13 protein-coding genes are annotated in these 16,941 nt (G+C 64.2%); 2 read left to right on the top strand and 11 right to left on the bottom strand.

Annotated elements, in window-relative coordinates:
• Nucleotides 1–108 precede the first annotated feature (108 nt).
• Nucleotides 109–918 carry an isocitrate lyase/PEP mutase family protein gene (locus P5705_RS22200; protein ID WP_277463011.1) on the bottom strand — a complete coding sequence of 270 codons (810 nt, stop codon included), beginning with the start codon at nucleotides 916–918 and terminating at the stop codon, nucleotides 109–111.
• Nucleotides 919–1,055: 137 nt separating this feature from the next.
• Nucleotides 1,056–1,970, bottom strand: coding sequence for a LysR family transcriptional regulator (locus P5705_RS22195; protein WP_248919984.1), 915 nt, complete (start codon nucleotides 1,968–1,970; stop codon nucleotides 1,056–1,058).
• 207 nt (nucleotides 1,971–2,177) lie between these two features.
• On the opposite strand from P5705_RS22195, the gene P5705_RS22190 reads away from it, so the two are divergent.
• Both P5705_RS22190 and P5705_RS22185 read left to right on the top strand, forming a co-directional pair.
• Nucleotides 2,178–3,200: a zinc-dependent alcohol dehydrogenase family protein gene (locus tag P5705_RS22190; RefSeq protein ID WP_277463010.1), complete on the top strand. Its 1,023-nt coding sequence runs from the start codon at nucleotides 2,178–2,180 to the stop codon at nucleotides 3,198–3,200.
• Nucleotides 3,201–3,609: 409 nt separating this feature from the next.
• Nucleotides 3,610–5,067, top strand: a complete 1,458-nt coding sequence (locus P5705_RS22185) for a hypothetical protein (protein ID WP_277463009.1) — start codon at nucleotides 3,610–3,612, stop codon at nucleotides 5,065–5,067.
• On the opposite strand, the gene P5705_RS22180 is transcribed toward P5705_RS22185, so the two are convergent.
• From P5705_RS22180 to P5705_RS22140, 9 genes are all read right to left on the bottom strand, one after another.
• Nucleotides 4,973–6,028, bottom strand: coding sequence for a hypothetical protein (locus P5705_RS22180; RefSeq protein ID WP_277463008.1), 1,056 nt, complete (start codon nucleotides 6,026–6,028; stop codon nucleotides 4,973–4,975). The genes P5705_RS22185 and P5705_RS22180 overlap by 95 nt on opposite strands.
• A gap of 89 nt (nucleotides 6,029–6,117) precedes the next feature.
• On the bottom strand, nucleotides 6,118–8,514 hold the full coding sequence (locus P5705_RS22175) for a hypothetical protein (RefSeq protein WP_277463007.1): 2,397 nt from the start codon (nucleotides 8,512–8,514) through the stop codon (nucleotides 6,118–6,120).
• A gap of 10 nt (nucleotides 8,515–8,524) precedes the next feature.
• Nucleotides 8,525–9,679 (bottom strand): hypothetical protein, encoded by a 1,155-nt coding sequence (locus P5705_RS22170; protein ID WP_277463006.1) that lies wholly within the window; start codon nucleotides 9,677–9,679, stop codon nucleotides 8,525–8,527.
• Nucleotides 9,658–11,094, bottom strand: coding sequence for an alkaline phosphatase family protein (locus P5705_RS22165; protein ID WP_277463005.1), 1,437 nt, complete (start codon nucleotides 11,092–11,094; stop codon nucleotides 9,658–9,660). The genes P5705_RS22170 and P5705_RS22165 overlap by 22 nt, the downstream gene beginning before the upstream one ends.
• Nucleotides 11,081–12,316, bottom strand: coding sequence for a metabolite traffic protein EboE (gene eboE / locus P5705_RS22160; RefSeq protein WP_277463004.1), 1,236 nt, complete (start codon nucleotides 12,314–12,316; stop codon nucleotides 11,081–11,083). The genes P5705_RS22165 and eboE overlap by 14 nt, the downstream gene beginning before the upstream one ends.
• A complete protein-coding gene (locus P5705_RS22155) occupies nucleotides 12,313–13,197 on the bottom strand; it encodes a TatD family hydrolase (protein ID WP_277463003.1) in 885 nt (294 codons plus the stop codon). The genes eboE and P5705_RS22155 overlap by 4 nt, the downstream gene beginning before the upstream one ends.
• Before the next feature lie 59 nt (nucleotides 13,198–13,256).
• The gene (locus P5705_RS22150; RefSeq protein ID WP_431196968.1) at nucleotides 13,257–13,997 is read right to left on the bottom strand and encodes an EboA domain-containing protein; all 741 of its coding nucleotides are present in this window, start codon (nucleotides 13,995–13,997) and stop codon (nucleotides 13,257–13,259) included.
• A complete protein-coding gene (locus P5705_RS22145; protein WP_277463002.1) occupies nucleotides 13,994–14,884 on the bottom strand; it encodes a UbiA family prenyltransferase in 891 nt (296 codons plus the stop codon). Before P5705_RS22145 ends, P5705_RS22150 begins: the two co-directional genes overlap by 4 nt.
• Nucleotides 14,881–16,755: a 3-dehydroquinate synthase gene (locus P5705_RS22140; protein ID WP_277463001.1), complete on the bottom strand. Its 1,875-nt coding sequence runs from the start codon at nucleotides 16,753–16,755 to the stop codon at nucleotides 14,881–14,883. Before P5705_RS22140 ends, P5705_RS22145 begins: the two co-directional genes overlap by 4 nt.
• Nucleotides 16,756–16,941 lie beyond the last annotated feature (186 nt).

Raw genomic sequence — 16,941 nt, 5'->3', positions numbered from 1 at the left:
CCTCGTAGGAGCCGGCCTTGCCGGCGAACACCGGCTATGCCGGTGCCATCCACCGCGGTGCGCTCTTCGCCGGCAAGCCGGCTCCTACAAAAGCGGATACGAGCAAGGTCACTCGGTCTGAAGGGCCATCAGCGAGTTCAACTCGCCGTAGGTATGGGCTTTCAAGGCATGGGTGTCGAGTTGCCCACTCTCCAGGAAGCTACGGACGAGCCCGCCCATGGCGCCATACAAGAACTCGGCGATGCTCGAACCGGCACTCAGGCGCCTGACACCAAGGCGTTGCAGCTCGTCGGGAGCGGCCAGGCCCGTGCGCCAGAGCAGGTTGACCGGTAAACTCGACTCCCGGCACACCGCGGCTATTTCATGAGGTTCGACCACGCCGGCGGCGAACAATCCATTCGCTCCAGCGTTGGCATACTGTGCAGTGCGTTTGAGGAGTTCTTCGAGACGTTGCTCGGCGGGCGCCAGGTTTTTCAGGTAGACGTCGCAGCGCACATTCACGAACAGGTTGACTCCGTGCTGATCGGCAACCCTCCTGGCGGCGTCGACCTTGCGCACAAGCAGCTCGGGCGAGGCCACGCCGTCTTCGATATTGACCCCAACTGCGCCCGCGGCGATGACGGCCTTGACGACGTTGGCGACCTGTTCGGGATCGTCCGAATAGCCCCCTTCGATATCCACCGTCAGTGGTACGCCGAGTACCCGAGTCATCGAGCCGATGGTGGTACTGAGCAGCTGCAGCGGAAGCTTGTTGCCATCCTGGTAGCCGTGGGACCAGGCCATCGCCGCGCTGCTGGTGGCTACCGCCTTGCTGCCGAGGCGCTCGACGAGGCGCGCGCCGCCAGCGTCAGCCACGTTGGCCAGGATTAGCAACCCTTGCTGGTGCAGACCATGAAAAACGTTATCCAGTGCTGCCATGAAATCCTCCTCCTTTGAACATCATGCTGATGGATCACTGCTGGCGAATTCAACGCTCAAGACTCTCGTTCAAGCGAATTGCTGGCTCGAGCAGAAGGCCATCGTGCTGCTGCTCCGATCAGCACGTAGAGGGCGCTTTAAAGACTGTCGGGGTCGCCAAAGAACATCTGTATCCGCGACCGCAACCATTTCTCCGCCGGATCATTGTCCTGCGCCCCGCGCCAGGCCATGTGCAACTCGAACGTGCGCACCTCCAGCGGCAGGTCCTCCGCCCGCAACCCGCCCGCGGCGGTCAATGCATCGGCCGTATAGTCAGGCACCGTGGCGACGATATCGGTCCCCGCGAGCAAGCTCCCCAGCCCGTTGAACTGCGGCACCGCCAGCACTACATGGCGCTTGCGGCCGATCTCGTCCAGCGCTTCGTCGATGAACCCCGACAGATCGCCGGCGAACGACACCAGCGCGTGGGGCCGGGCGCAGAAGTCGTCGAGGGTGATGCTGCCGGGCATGCTGTCGGCGCGCAGCAGCTTGGGCATGCTGCGGCGCAGCACCTTGCGCTTGGCGTTGGCGGGCAGTTCGCTGGTGTAGCTCACGCCCACCGAGATTTCGCCGGAGGCGAGCAGGGTGGGCATCAGCAGGTAGTTGACCCGGCGCACCACCAGCACGATCCCAGGGGCTTCGGCGCGGATGCGTTTGAGCAACTGCGGCAGCAGGGCGAATTCGGCGTCGTCGGACAAGCCGATGCGGAACACCGCGTTGCTGGTGGCCGGGTCGAATTCGGCGGCGCGGCTGACGGCGGTGGAGATCGAGTCCAGCGCCGGCGACAGCAGGGCGAAGATCTCGTGGGCGCGGGCAGAGGGCTCCATGCTACGGCCGGTACGCACGAACAACGGGTCGTCGAACAGGCTGCGCAGGCGCGACAGCGCGGCGCTGATCGCCGGCTGGCCGAGGAACAGTTTCTCGGCTGCGCGGGTCACGCTGCGTTCATGCATGAGCGTTTCGAACACGATCAGCAGGTTGAGGTCTACGCGACGCAAGTCGTTACGATTCATTCGATGCGGCTCGCCTAAAGTGGGGCAGGGGTGAATCTTAAGGCCAAAGGCTGGTACCCTGCACCGATTTCCGGGTACCAATGCATAGATTTGTCAGGGCCCCAATCAATGACAGGCATGTCGACTATTAACAGCCACTGATGGCCCAACCGTGAAAGCCCGGATAAAGTCCGTGGTAATACGAGATTCACACAGGCGAGGTATGCGATGTCCCGCATGATCCGTTTCCACAAGTTCGGTCCGGCCGATGTGCTCCGCTGCGAGGAGCAGGCCGAACCGACCCCGGCCGTCGGCGAGGTGCAGATCCGCGTCGAGGCCATTGGCGTGAGCTGGTACGACGTGCTCTGGCGGCAGAACCTGGCACCGTCCCAGGCGCACCTGCCGGCGGGCATTGGCCACGAGATGGCCGGTGTAGTCACGGCAGTCGGCGCCGGGGTGGATGATATTGCGGTGGGCGACCGGGTCGCCAGCTTCCCGGCCACCAGTGCCAACGACCACCCGGTGTACGGCGACGTCATCGTGCTGCCGCGCATGGCCATAACTCGCTACCCGGATGTGCTGACCCCCATCGAGGCCAGCGTGCACTACACGCCGCTGCTGATCGCCTATTTCGCCTTCGTCGACCTGGCCCGGGCCAAGGCGGGGCAGACGGCGCTGGTCACGGATGCCAGCCACTGCGCGGGGCCAGCCTTCGTGCAACTGGGCAAGGCACTCGGGTTGAAAGTGTTCGCCGCCACCAAGGAGCCTGAGCAGCGCGACTACCTGCTGGGCCTGGGGGCGGATAAGGTGATCGTCACCGAAGAGCAGGACCTGCTGATGCAGATCGGCAAGTACACCGATGGCCGTGGCGTGGACATGGTCCTTGATGGCATGGGCGGGCCGCAGATGTCGCTGCTTGGCGATGTGCTGGCACCCCGTGGCAGCTTGGTGCTGTATGGCCTGCAGGGTGGCAACCAGACACCATTCCCGGCCTGCGCGGCGTTCAAGAAGAACATTCAGTTCCACGTGCACTGTATCGGCAACTTCACCGGCAAGCCGGAGTTGGGCATCGACCAGGATCAGGTTGCCTTGCAACGGGCCTTGCGCGATATCAACCAGTTCACGGCGGATCATCTGCTGACACCGCAGATCATCAAGGTGTATCCGTTTGAACAAGTGGTCGAGGCTCATCGTTATATGGATGAGTGCCCTTGTGGCGGGCGGGTGGTGTTGGATATGAAGGCGTCCTGACAGGTATCGAACTTCGGTCAGGCACTCCCGATACGCCAAATGTTCCAATTCGATGGGGCTGCTTTGCAGCCCTTCGCCGGCAAAGCCGGCTCCTACAGATGTTTGCGCCGCCCGAAGGCGACGCGTCACCTGTAGGAGCCGGCTTTGCCGGCGAAGGGCCGCAGGGCGGCCCCAATTCATTTTAACGAATCTGCAGGGTGTTTAAGTTAAAGGGTAATTATCGGATGCATCCTACAAACTCAGGCTGAATTCAGCCGCGTATATAGGGACTCTCCGCTAGTTTGGGACTAATCAATAATTACCTACGCGTCTTACTTTGGTTTGGGAAGTTTCCTTCAAGCGCAACGCTATATTCATCTGCCAGAATTCGCACTTCAGCCTGAATCGTTCAGGCAAGTGGAGCGAACGCATGAGTAATACCCACGACCAAGCCATGCACTATGTCTACCAGCAGGTCCTGCAACGCCTGTTCGAGCACATGAACCAGGCCCAGCGCGCGTCGGTGCAACTGTTGATCCAGCGCTTGCTGGTGGTGGCAGGTGGCCAGGAGCACGTCGGCCGATTCCAGCTGATGGTGTTGCACGGGGCCGATCGGCGCAGCGCCCGTCTGCTGGCCAGCCTGCGCGCCGCGCAGCTGAGCATTTCCCTGCGCTATGTCGACACCTTCCGCCTGAGAGTGTTGGTGGCCGGGCATCCGACCCTCGACGACACCACCCTGGCCAGTCACGAGCGCTCTTTCAGTGCGCTGTTCCTGCACGATGACCCGCGGGTCGAACTGCTCCGCACCGACGGTGGCCAGATCGGACGATTCGGCGCCCGCCCGAGCTGCTCGTCCGACCAACGTGCCGCCAGCGGCAAGGCTTGGTTGCTTTTTGGCCACTTGACGGGTGGGCAGCCGGAAGCGGTGCTGGGCGCGAGGGCCTATCTGGAGCTGGCGGCAGGCCTGGGCAAGGCGCTGGCGATGCCCGGTGATGTCGGTGCATTGGTTACTGTCGTGCCAGCACGCCAACGCCGCCGCCTGCTGGCCTGGAGCAGGCATTGCCTGCGCCAGTTGATTGAAGTGGGGTACAGCGCGCCTGGCAACGATATCGATACCCTCGCCGGAGGGCTCACGCGACTGGGCGTGCTGCTGGCCGACCCCTTCGAGGCACCGACACCCCGCACACAGGGCGGGGGCGGGGAGGGTCTGCGCGTGGTGACGGTCGAGGATGTGCTGCAGCATCTGGATGACAGTGGTCCCCTCGATAAGATGCTGGGACGTCAGGACGCCTTACCGTGCACGGCCCAGGGCCCGGCAGGTCTGTTCGATCCCTTGCCACTGGCACATCTGCATGGCCTGCGGGCACAGCATGTCGAGGGGCGTGGTTATCGCGAGGGGGCCCTGGCCTTCTTCCGAGGCCTTGAGCCAGCGCAAGTGGCTTGGCCTCAGGGTCAGGCCTTGCGCGAAGAGGCGCAGGCGCGCCTGTTCGACGCCTATGGCGTGGGCGAGGACCAACTGGTCTGCCAGCTGTTTTCCCCCTTCGAGGCCAGGGGCCGCAACCTGGAGGCGTTCGTGCAACGTTGCCATCCAGGCATGCGCGTCGCCTTGCCTTACCTGCACCAGGCGTTGCAGGGCCTGCCTTGCCCGGAACCGGTCAGGCAGTGGCTGATCGATACCAGCGGCCTTGAGTTGGCGCAATTGCGGTCACTCTATGCAGGCCGGCCGGGGGCGACGATTCAACGCCTGCTGCTGATGCTGGGCCGGCGCGACAGGTGGTTGCGGGCAATGCACGTCAGAGCGCTACCCGGCGCAACCGCCCTGCCAGCGGCACCACTTGGCCCTCGGGCGTCGGCAGCGGACGGCCCGCCAGCCCCATGCCTTCGCTGACCACCACCGCACCCTCCACCAGGCAGAGGTTCGACGGTGTATCCAGCTCCCGGGCCAGGATGCTCACCACGCCGCTGCGCAGGTCGCAATGCAGCAAGCGTCCGCTGAAGCGGGTGAAGCCGCCATGCAGCGCCTCGCCGTTCCAGTCGGCGCGCAGGGGTTGCTGCAGGCTGGCGCAGAGCTCCAGGACCAGCACGTTGCCCTGCGGGTCCAGGGCCAGGCCGGTGGGCAGTTGCAGGCCGTCGATCAGCACCTCGAGGCGCCCTCTGTCCGGCCATACCCGGATCACCTGGCCGGCCTTGTCGGCGAAGTCCACGCCTTTGCGCGCCGGGTCGGCATGCAGCTCGCCGGAGAACAGGCTGACCAGCACCGCCCCGGTTGCCGGCTCGTATACCAGGGTGACCGGCACGGCCTCCTGGTTCTGTTCCAGATTCGGCAGGCGCACCAGCACCTGCTCTTGCGCGCCGGGGCGCAACTCCACCAACTCGTTGGTATCCGGCTTGACTGCCAACCAACTGCGCCGGCCGGGGTGATAGCACAGGGCATTTAGGTTGCCCTGGCTATGGCACACAGGTTCCGGCGGGCTGTATTGCAGATCAAGGAGTTTCGAGCCGGCGACGTAATCGGTCTGGCTGACCAGGCAGCGCCCGTCGCCACAGGCGATGTCCGACAGGCCCATGATCTCGTCGCGCAGCATGCGCGCCTGCATGTTCATTGCACGGAAGCCCTGGGCGAGGGTTTCGCGGGGCAGATACGCGCCTGGGTTGCCCGGGTCGACAGGCAGGCGGCTGATCCGTCCGGTGAACGGGTCGCCGGGCAGGCCGCTGCCGGCTTCGATCAGCAGCAGGCTGCCGTCGTCTTCGGCATGGACGCCGCGGGGGTTGAGCAGGCCTTCGGCGATGATCGAGGTGGGGCGCAGGGTTTCGCGGGGGTGGTGCGGAATATGGAGTGTTGTTGGCATAGATCCTTCCTGTCGCGCGGGTTCTTGAGCCTTGTTCCCTGAACGATGAAAAGCGCCGGGTGACATCCCTGCCACCCGGTGCTGCTGCCTCAGTTGATCTTCAGATGGTTGTAGTCATCGATGCTCAGCGGCCTCGGTGGGTACTTCAGTTGCACCAGCTTCTGCGCCCAGAGCTCGAGCACCGATCGGCGGCTTTGCGGCATGTCCCGGGTGATCGGCATGGCCACGGTGCTTTCTTCCTGATACGGCTTGCTGATCAGGCGGATGAGCTGGTCCACCGCGCCTTCGATGCGCGACAGGTCATTGAGCGGCATGAACTTGCCCATGATCGGGTACAGGTAGTAGTAGGGTTCGAAGATCCTCGGGTAGATGAAGCTGTCCCAGATCAACTGCCCCGAGTTCGTCTCCAGATAGACCTTGTTCCATTGGTCGACGAACTCCTGCTTCAGCGTGGGCTCCTCCGGCAGCACCCGCAGCGGCGCAAGGAAGTCCACATAGGCGCCCAGGTAGTTGAAGCTGAAGACGATATCGGCCTGGCCGTCTTCGTTGGGGAAGAAGCGCAAGGTAGGGAAGCCGGGAAGCCTGCCGGTGACCGTCACGCTGGCAATGCCGTTGTCGTCGGTGGTGATCTGCAGGTAGTTGTAGGTCACCTGTTCGTTCGCCGGCTCCTGCAGGTAACGGGTGTCCGTTTTGGCGCCCTCGAAGACCAGGCAGGCGCCCAGCGATATGCCGGCGGGCGTGGTCTTGTACTGCTGGTACGGCACCTCCGTCCCGCCATCGGTCGCCACCTCGCGGCGCAAGCCCACCAGCTTGCGTCCCGCGCCCTCGGTTGCCACGGCATCGACCTCGGGGGCACCGACGAACTGCGGCCAGACTTCGGTGTTCTGCGTGCGATCGGCCGGGAAGTCCTTGAACAGGGTAAAGTCCGGATTGTTGCTGAAGCCCAGGTAGTAGCTGGACGTGCCCAGCAGATAGGGGTTGTTGTATTCCGCCACCAGCAGGTTGGTGTTCTTCGCGGGCACGCCGTTCTTCTGCACCATGATCTGCAGGGTTCTGGTTTCGCCCACGTCGATGAAACTGCCGCTCTGGATCACTTCGGCGGTCCAGGTCGCCTGCTTCGAGGTCGGGACCCCGGTCGCCTGCTGTTGCAGCGCCAGCGGTGCTCCGCTGGTCAACTGCGCCCGCTGGCTCTCGGTGAGCAGCAGGTCAAGGATGCCCGAGCGCTGCTCGAACATGCTCTGTTGGTAGTCCGCGTAGTTGAAGTGGGTCACCGGGACGAAGGTGCCGCCTTGGTCGATGCCCACGTCGAAGCTGCCGAGGTCGAGTTTTTCCGCCGTCGGGATATCGGGATTCTGACCCGCTTGTGGTGTGGCGGGTTTGAACGGGAAGGTATTCATCAGGTCCAGCGACAGGATGCTGTCGTGAACCTGCGCCGAGACGACACCCAGCTGGACGACGGGCGGAGACTCGAAGTTGTACTGCGGGGGCACGGCCACTGCAACGTCAGGCACCAGGCGTACGCCGGCCGGCGCGGTCGGGTACTCGCCATCGAGCCACAGGCCGAGGACACCGGAGGTGCAGCTGTAGGCCGGGTTGAAGAAGATGCCTGCGGGATTGCTCAGGCCTTTCTGGTACAGCGCCTGGACCCTGGCCATGTCCACCGGGTTCTGGGATTTGGCACTGATGGGCGGCTGGTCGTTGAACACGCCGTTCTTGTCGTAGAAGGTCAGGTAGGTGCAGAAGCGGAACATCAGGCCCTGCACACCCGGCTTGTCCAGTTGCGCCTGGAGGTTCTTCAGCAGCGCCGAATCGCCGACCACCCAGCTCAGGTTTTCTTTTGGGAAGCAGGTCTGCCAGGTGGTGGTGACATAGTTCAGCCCGCCGAAGGCGCCCCAGTTGAAGTTGAGGAAGCGATCGAGCATGCGAAATTGCCGCTTGGCGGTCAGGCCGCAGGTGTCGTCGCCCAGGACCAGCTTGTCGAAGTACAGCGCGGTGAAGGTGTTCTGCCAGGGGCTGACGTCGACGAAGCGCGCCGGGCTCGGGTTGGTGCTGCCGAACGGATTGCCGTACAGGTTGTAGGGCAGGGTGATCAGCGGGTCGCTTTTGACATAGCCACCGGTGGGCAGTTCGCCGCCGATGATGGTGGAGGTGGTCTCTTTGTAGGTGACGGTGCCGCAGCCGTTGTCGCCGAACAGATCCCACTCGGCGGGCATCATGATGGGGTAGCGATTGTGCGAGTTCGGCGCGTTGGGCGGCGCCTGGGTGACGTAGTCCGGCGCCTCGTGCAGCGCCCGGGGCATGATCATCCAGTTCAGCAGCAGGTCGCGGGCATTGTCCTTGTTGATGTTGTAGTGCTGGAGGAAGCGCCAGTTCATCTCCATGTTCACCGCGTCGTACAGGGGGAACATATCGTTGTTGTTACCCGTTGGCGGGTTCCAGAACATGTGGCCTTTCAGGTAGATGCGGGGGAAGTTCAGTACGCTCATGTCGTGCTCCTCAAGGACGCTGCCACTGGGCGCGCTTCAGCGACCAGACATAATCGAGTTTGTTGTAGCCCTTGAACTCGGACGCGGGCACCGGCTCGGTCGGGTAGACGATGCCACCCTGGCCGGCGTCGCCGTCCTGGGCGAAGTTGAAGTAGCCGTCGCTCTTCGAATAGGCCGCCGTGCCGTGGCAGGCAAAGCACGAGGACTGGGTCTGGAAGGCTGACTCCAGCTGGGAGTTGGCCAGCAGTGTGGGGCTGGTCTGCAGTTGCGTACCGATCAGCGCGTAGCGCGACAGATCCCCGTACCAGCCCTGGAACTGCGTGTTGACCGGGACCGCCGTGGGCGTCGGCCCGGTGCTGTTGGTCATCGGTTGGGACGGTGTGGCGTTGGTCACGGTGTACAGGTGATTGTTGACGTTCTCGAAGGTGGTCCAGACCCAGCCGGTGACCAGCTTGTTGATCACGTGCAGGGCAGTGAGCGCGGCGTAGCCGACCTCGTAGGTGCCGTCCTTGTTCTGGTAGTAGGCCTGGGCGATGTAGTAGCCATCCTTCTCCAGTTGCGCCTGGTAGGTGGCGTCGCTGCCGATCCACAACCAGCCGGCCTTCACTTCCCAGGCGGTGGCCGGGAAGTCCAGGTTGCTGGTCAGGGCGTCCTGGCCATTCATGTTGTAGACGCCCTGGTCGACGATGTAGTTGAAGGTGGACTCGCCCATCAGCAATTGGAAGCGCACGGGCTTGCCTTGCTGTGATGCGGGTACCGCCCCGCCCATTTCCAGGGCCAGGCCATCCACCTGCTGGATGGCGTTGAGGTTGTGGAAGGCGCGCTTGGGGTTCATCCCTGGAATCGTGGCGGCCTGTTTCGTCACGTCCGCCGGAGGGCTGAAGGGTGTGCCGTAGGGGGTGGGTTTGGAGCCATCGGCCAGGTATACCTGGTCCGACGGTTTCATGGTTTCCCAGACCCGGTCGAGACCGTTCGGCGCAAGCTGGTTCAGGCAGGCGAACCAGTTCCAGCTCAGGGTTTCCTTGCTCGTGTCGAGCAGGTCCCGGGCCTGGGCCTGATTGCCGTTGAAAGTCAGGAAGTTGCTGCAACTGAAGGTGTTGGTGTTATCAGCCTGAGCCAGTCCGGCCAGTGTGCTGAGAACGGTTATCGAGATGGCTCGCCGCATGTGTGCTCCTTGGCATTGGCCAGGTCAGTTTGGTTCTGCTCCAGGAAATGCAGAAGCAGCAGGTGCTTGACCGCCGTTGCCGCAATGCGCCGCGGCAGCGGTATGTCGCAATCGGTGATCAGCAACGGGCCAGTCTGCTCGTTGGCTGGCGGGCGCCCGTGACTGCCACGGACCAGGCCGCTGTCCAGCGGGATCAGGTCCATGTAGTAGCGCATGCCGAGTTTTTTCTGCAGCAGACGGCGCGCCACCTTCAATCTGGGGAAGCGGATGGCCGGGTCGACGAACAGCTCCACCGGGTCGTAGCCGGGCTTGCGATGGATGTCCACGGTGCGGGCGAAGTCCGGTGCCTTGCGCTCGTCGAACCAGTAGTAGTAATCGAACCAGAATCCCGGGGCGGCCAGCGCCACCAGCTCGCCGCTGCGGGGATGGTCCAGTTGCCAGCTGCGCTGCTCGGCCCGGTCCAGTACCTGCTCGATGCCGGGCTGGCGCTGCAGCAGGGCCTTGATACGCGGAACATCGTCCTCGCGCCTGACGTAGACATGGGCGACCTGGTGATCGGCCACCGCGAAGGCCGCGCTGGCACCGGGGTCGAGTAGTTCCCAGGTCAGCGATTGGCGCACCTGCAACAAGCCTTGCTCGCGCAGTACGCGGTTGATGGACACCGATTGCACGACCGCCTCGATACCGTACTCCGACAGCAGCATCACCGCTGCGCCCTGGTCCCGGGCGAAGCTCAGCAGGCGGCCGACTTCATGGTCGATGGCCCGCACCTCATCGGCGATCGACGGGTGCTCGGGGCCGACCCTCTGCAGGCTGTAGTCGAGGTGGGGCAGGTAGACCAGTTGCAGGTCGGGGCGATTGAGCTGGAATTCGAGCAGGGCGCAATCGACGATCCAGCGGCTCGAGGCGATGCCCGCCGCCGGCCCCCAGAAGCCGGGGAAGGGGAACTCGCCGATCTGCGCCTCGATCCGTTCGTGCAGGCCCGGCGGCGACGAATAGAGCCCGAAGAGCTTGCGCCCGTCGGCCGGATAATGCGGGCGCGGGGTGATCGAGGCATCGACATTGGCGTACATGTTGTACCACCAGAACAACTGGCTGCAGCGGAACCCGGGCAGTTCGCGCTTGAGCGTGTCCCAGACCTTCTCGCCCTGGATCAGCGCATTGGGTTGCAGCCAGAAGCGCACCTCGGCCTGGTCGCGCCAGTACCAGCCATTGCCGACGATACCGTGCTGCGACGGCGCTGCCCCGGTCAGGATCGAGGCCTGCACCGTGGAGGTCACCGCCGGAAACGACGGCTGCAGGCTGGCCATCTGCGCGGTTTTCAGCAGTTCGTTGATCTGCGGTGTGTTCGGCCCCAGCAGCGAGGGCGTCAGGCCGACCACGTTGATCAGCAGCAGCGGTTTACGGGCAGGCATCGGCGTGCCCCTCGCGTATTGGCGCGTGCAGCAGGCCACGCTGGCGCAGCTGTGCCTCGACCCAGTGCAACTCTGCGGCGAGGCCGCGCAGTTGGGCCTGCTCGTTGCCCGGCCGCAGTTGTGCGGGCAGGACTCCCCAGCTGTAGGTCTCCACTTCCAGCACCGGGCGCAGGTCGTCGTGGGCGGCCAGATAGTCGAAGGTCTGCCCCAGCGCGACCTGGCTGCCGCCGAGTTCGGGCAGCAGTAAATGCTCGCTGAACAGCGGGACGTGGAAGTGAATCCGCAACTCGCCATAACGACCGGGATCACGGGCGCAGTCGGCCAGTGCGGCAGGCAGGTCGGCCCAGGCCATCAGGTGCCCTTGATTGTCCCGTGCCTTGACCTGATGCAGGTAGGTGGCTTCGGAAAACTCGCCGAGCACGTCGAGGACCTGGGCGAAACGCTGCGGGTCATCGGCCGGCAGGTGGCAGATCATGGCGTTGGACAGCTGGATCTTGCCGATCGGTACCCCGGCCAGGCGCAGGCGGTCCAGCGAGCGATAGCAGTCCTCGAACATCACGGCCTGATGGCAGACGTCGAAGCACAAGGCCAGGTATTCATGGTGCGGATCGCTGGCTTGCCAATGGGCAAAGAAGGCGATGGCCTGGTCGGTGTTTTCCAGTACGCAGTCCGGCTCCATTTCCAGACAGAACACTACCTTCCTGCCGCTGTCGCGATGCAGCCTGGCCAACGCGGCGGTGAGTTGGCGCAACTGGTTTTCGGCACGCTGCTGCAAGGCCGGACTCCAGCTGGCGGCGTACCCCAGGGGCACGGTGGAAATCACCCCTTGTCGGCAATCCGTCGGCAAGGCCTGCGCCAGGATTCGCGCGAGGTTAAGGCTGTAGATCAGGCGCTCCGGCATGGACCAGTCAGGCAGGTAGACCTCGGCCTTCACCGCGCCCTCGTGGAACTCGCCATAGGGAAAGCCGTTCAACGAGGTAAGGCGCATCCCGGTGTCCTGCAACAGGTCGAGGAACCGGCCGTGTGCCGAAGTATCCTGCAACTGGCCAGCGGCGCGGGCGCAGATCCACAGGCCGCTGTCCTGTTCGCGCAGGCCGCGCAAGCCACGCACGCCCTGGAAGTGGCGCTCGATCGAGGCGCGCAGCCCGGCCAGGTCGCGGGTCGGGTGCACATTGCTGCAGTAACCGACCTGGGTGGGCGTCCAGCACACGGCGGCGCTCATTTGATCACCGGGTCCTGGCCGCGCAGGGCAGAGTTCTCCTGCCAGGTCTTGCGCTGGTCGATCGGCAACGGCGTGCTGACCAGGGCCTTGTCCAGCTGCCCGCTCTGGGCGAAGAAGTCGATTGGGTTATGGAACAGTACCTGCTCGACCTGGGCCTCGCTGAAGCCGGCTTCGAGCATGGCCTGGCCGGTCTTAGGCACTTTCAGCGGATCGCTGACGCCCCAGTCGGCGGCGCTGTTGACGATCATCTTTTCCGTGCCGTACTGCTGCAGCAGGGCGACCATGCGCTGCTCCGACATCTTGGTGTTGGGATAGACCGAATGGCCGCGCCAGCAGTCGGTCTCCAGCACCAGGGGCAGGGTCAGCTCGTTGAGGTGGTCGATCACCACCAGGTGCTCGGGGATGCCGACTTCGCGGATCACCGCCAGGGTGCGCTTGGTGCCGCCGATCTTGTCGCGGTGCGGGGTGTGCACCAGGACCGGTAGGTTGAACTGCCTGGCCAGCTCCATCTGCATGGCCAGGAAGCGGTCTTCCTCCGGGGTGATGTCGTCGTAGCCGATTTCGCCGACCGCCACCACGCCATCCTTGACCAGGTAGCGCGGCAGGATGTCCAGCACTTCCTGGGCCAGCTGCAGGTTGTTGGCTTCCTTGGGGTTGATACCAAGGGTGCAGAAGTGGTGGATGCCGAACATGCTGGCGCGGAAGCGCTCCCAGCCCAGCAGGGTGTCGAAGTAGTCGACGAAGCTGCCGACGCTGGTCCGCGCCTGGCCCTGCCAGAACGCGGGCTCGATCACCCCGGTGATGCCGGCGGCCGCCATGTTCTGGTAGTCGTCGGTGGTACGGCTGACCATATGAATGTGCGGGTCGAAATACTTGGGCATGGTGAATCCTCGTCAAGGGCAAAGAGATACCGGTTGTGCGGGGGCTGGCGCTGGATCGGTCAACTGCCGAAGAGGTGCTCGCGCCACTCCGTCGGCAAGCGTTGCTGCTGGTACAGGTCCGTCAGCCGCTTGCGCTGCGGCGGGCTGAGCAGGTCGAAGGCGATCAGCCGGGGCAGGCTGGGTGATACCGGGCGCCCGGCGGCGAGCTGTTCGTCCATCAGGTCGAGGGCCAGCTGGTTGAGGGGCGTTCCCTGGCGCTGCGCCAGGCCGATCACCCGTGCGGCATCCAGGCCCATGCCCAGCGCCTTGAGCACCAGTTGATGGAAGGCCCGCTCCGGGTAGTGACGGGCCGCATAGGGTGAGTCCAGTGCCAGGGCGGCGAAGACCCGCGGGTTGCTGGTGCGGCCGGCGAACAGCGCCAGCTCGAGGCAGCGCCCCTCGCTGTCGAGATCATCGAGGGCCTTGAGCAGGGCGACCTTTTCCTGGTCGTCGCCCCATTTGAACAATTGCGCCAGCAGCGCCGGGCGGGCCTCTTCGTGCTGCAGGTCGACGACTCGGGCCAGCAGCAAGGCGCGGGCCAGCTCGATGGCGCTCCAGCCATCGGCGCCGGGCACTGCCTGGTCACGCAGGTGGCGCTTGCATTGGCTGCCGAGGAGGGCGGCGATATTGGCCTCTGGCGATTGCCGCAGGCGTTCCAAGGCCTGTTGCCACCAGCGTCTTTCGGTTTCGTCGAGCAGTTGATCCAGGGCCCGACCGCAGTCGGCCAGCCGTGGCTGGGGCACGGAGACGTCCATGTTCATGTCGGTTTGATCCAGCGTTGAAAGTGGGGAAGCAGGAAAAACATCAGCACGCAGAACAGGCTGCCCAGTGGCTGGTCGGCCACGGCCATCACCAGGGCATCGAACAGGGGCAGGGCGGCCAGGCCGGCACCGATGAAGGCGCGGACTTTCAAGCGCTGCGGATTGGCCAGGTGCAGCCAGTAGTGGCGACCGAGCCAGCCCAGCCAGAGCAGCAGCACCGGCCAGAACCACAAGGTTTCGGCGTAGATCGCCAGGGCCAGGGGGCTCAGCATCAGCAGCAGGGGCAGGCGGCTGAGCAACTGGTTGCGGTGCTCCTGGCTGGCCAGGTAGGTCAGCCCGCTGATGTACACGCCAAGCAGGATCGCGCAGAGCCAGATGGGTTCCGGCGGCACCGTCAGGCTGGCTGCCGCGGTGAGGTACAGCGCCGAGCGGCAGGCGCCCATCAGCCAGACGCTGTGCACGTACTTTTTATGCAACAGGTTGTAGCCGAGGATGCAGCCGACCAGCAGGGTGATGCTGCCCAGCAACCACCGTGGTTGCTCGGTCAACTGGCTCAGGCCCAGTGCCGAGGCACCCGCCAGGGCCAGCAGGAGCAGGGTCGCGAGCCGTACTTGCCGGTAGCTGACCAGGCCCAGGTTAATCGGGCGGGGGTTGTTGTGCTGCTGGTCCCATTCGGCGTCCAGCAGGTCGTTCAGTAGCATGCCAGCCAGGTAAAGGAGCGACAGCGTCACCAGCAGCAGCCCCCACACCAGCCCCGACGGTGGCGCCAGGGCGCCGGTGCTGCTGGCCAGGAGGGTGGCGGCGAGGGCGTTGGTCCACACCGTCGGCAGGTTGGAGACCCGGCCCAGGGTCATCCAGGTCTTGAGGTTCGCCTGGGGCTGGCTCATTGCGCGCAACCCTCGCTCAGGCCGAAGGGGGCCGCGCCGAGGCTGGAGAGGCGCAACAAGGCCTGTTGCATCAGGCGCTCATCGATTTCATGCAGGTCGATCGAGGCACCGATGCGGCTGAGCATGGGGATCGACAGCCGGCCGCCCAGATGCTGACGGAACTCCTCCAGCCCCAGCATGACCTGGAAGCGTCCCAACCTGTCTTTCAAGGTCAGTTCCGTGGGGCACAGATTGAACCCGAGCTTTTGCAGGAGGCTCACCACCCGCTCGCTGGCGGTATCGCTCAACAGCCCCAGGGCATTGGCATAGAACGCGTCGAGGGCCATGCCCACGGCGACCGCCTCGCCATGGCGCAGGCGGTGCTGGCTCAGGTTTTCCAGCTTGTGCGCGGCCCAATGACCGTAGTCCAGCGGCCGGCCGTTGCCGCGCTCGAACGGATCGCCGGCCCCGGTGATATGCCCCAGGTGCAGTTGGGCGCAGCGGAAAATGGCATGGCGGCTGGCCGGATGATCGAAGCGGGCAAGGGCTGTGGCCTGTTCCTCCATCCATTGGAAGAACGCCTCGTCCTTGATCAGCGCCACCTTCACCGCCTCCGCCAGGCCGGCGATCTGGTCGCGGCGGCTGAGGCTGGTCAGCAATTGGAAGTCGTTGATCACGGCGGTGGCGGGGTAGAAGGCGCCCAGCAGGTTTTTCTGGCCGAAGGCATTGATGCCGTTCTTCACGCCGATGCCGGCGTCGTTCTGCGCCAGCACCGTGCTCGGCAGGCGGATCAGGCGGATGCCGCGGTGGAAGGTGGCGCAGGCGTAACCCACCGAGTCCAGCAAGGCGCCGCCGCCCATGGCCAGCACGTAGCAGTGCCGGTCGAGGCCGTGCTCGAGCATGTCGGCGTACAATTGCTGGAGTACTTCCGCGGTCTTGCTCAGCTCACCGGCAGCGACGGCGATCGGCGCGGCCTGGAGGTGCAGGTCGCGGGCATGGCTGGCGAACCAGGCCTCGATCTGTCCGGACAGCTGCGGTCTGCACTGCAACAATTGCTTGTCAGCGAAGATCAGCACCGTCACCCGGCCGTGCTGTCCGGCGCTGAGTTGCTGGTGCAGGCAGGCGTTGCCCAGGTCGAACAGATGATCGGTAAAGCGCACCGGATAGTCGTAGCTGACCTCGAAGCGGCCGTGCAGGACCTCCGGTGTGACGGGTTTGCGCAGCTTCCTGAGCAAGCTGTAGCCAGCGATGAAAAGCCCCGGCAGGACCATGCTGGCGAGGAGTGTGGTCAATAGCGCGTTTTCGTCGATGAGGAAGCTGCCGATGGCGCAGTAGGCCAGGGCCAGGCCCATGTTGGCCAGGGTCGTGACCAGGACGAAGGCGCGCAGCGGATAGCGCTGCATGCCGGCGGCGACCACCGAGGTCTCGGCCAGTACCGGCACACCGCGCAGGCAGATCAACGACAGGGTGCCGAGCTTTTGCACCAGTTGCCCGGGTTTGCGCTGATGCAGGCCGAGGCGGCCGGACAGCACGCGGAAGTAGCCGGCGCCCAGGGCATAACCCAGCCAGGCGCCGAGGCACAGGCCCACGAAGATCACCAGGTAGCCACCGACGCTGCCCAGGGTGGCCACGGCAAGCAACGCGACCACGCTCGACGGTATCGGTAGCACTACATCCAGTGCCAGCAAGGCGACCAGCAGCAGGGCCAGGTTGACTTTTTGGGCGGGGCTATCAGGCAGATACAGCTCAAGGTTGGCCAGGAAGTCCTGGATTTGTTGCTCGAACAACAGAAAACTGGCGATCACCAGTGCGCTGAAGCCTACAAGTGATATCCAGAAATATCCGACAGGCGCTTTTTTACAGAGCACACGATGCCAAAGGCCGCGCTTCATCAAGCATCCCTCTTGATATTGTTATGACTGATGTCCGTTTCAGTATTGAAGGCAGCGTGTTAATGCTTGGGCGGAATAAAAAGCTTCGGACTGCGTGATATTGTTTTGATGGCTATTTCGACGGTTTCCGAAAACTTAGCCGCTCGCCGGGCTTTTGCAAGGCGGGATCGAACGATTTTTTGTTCA

The organism is Pseudomonas entomophila (assembly GCF_029478665.1).
GTDB lineage: Bacteria > Pseudomonadota > Gammaproteobacteria > Pseudomonadales > Pseudomonadaceae > Aquipseudomonas > Aquipseudomonas entomophila_F.
The sequence above is the reverse complement of the archived record's forward strand: the minus strand, read 5'-3'. Positions and strand labels throughout refer to the sequence as shown.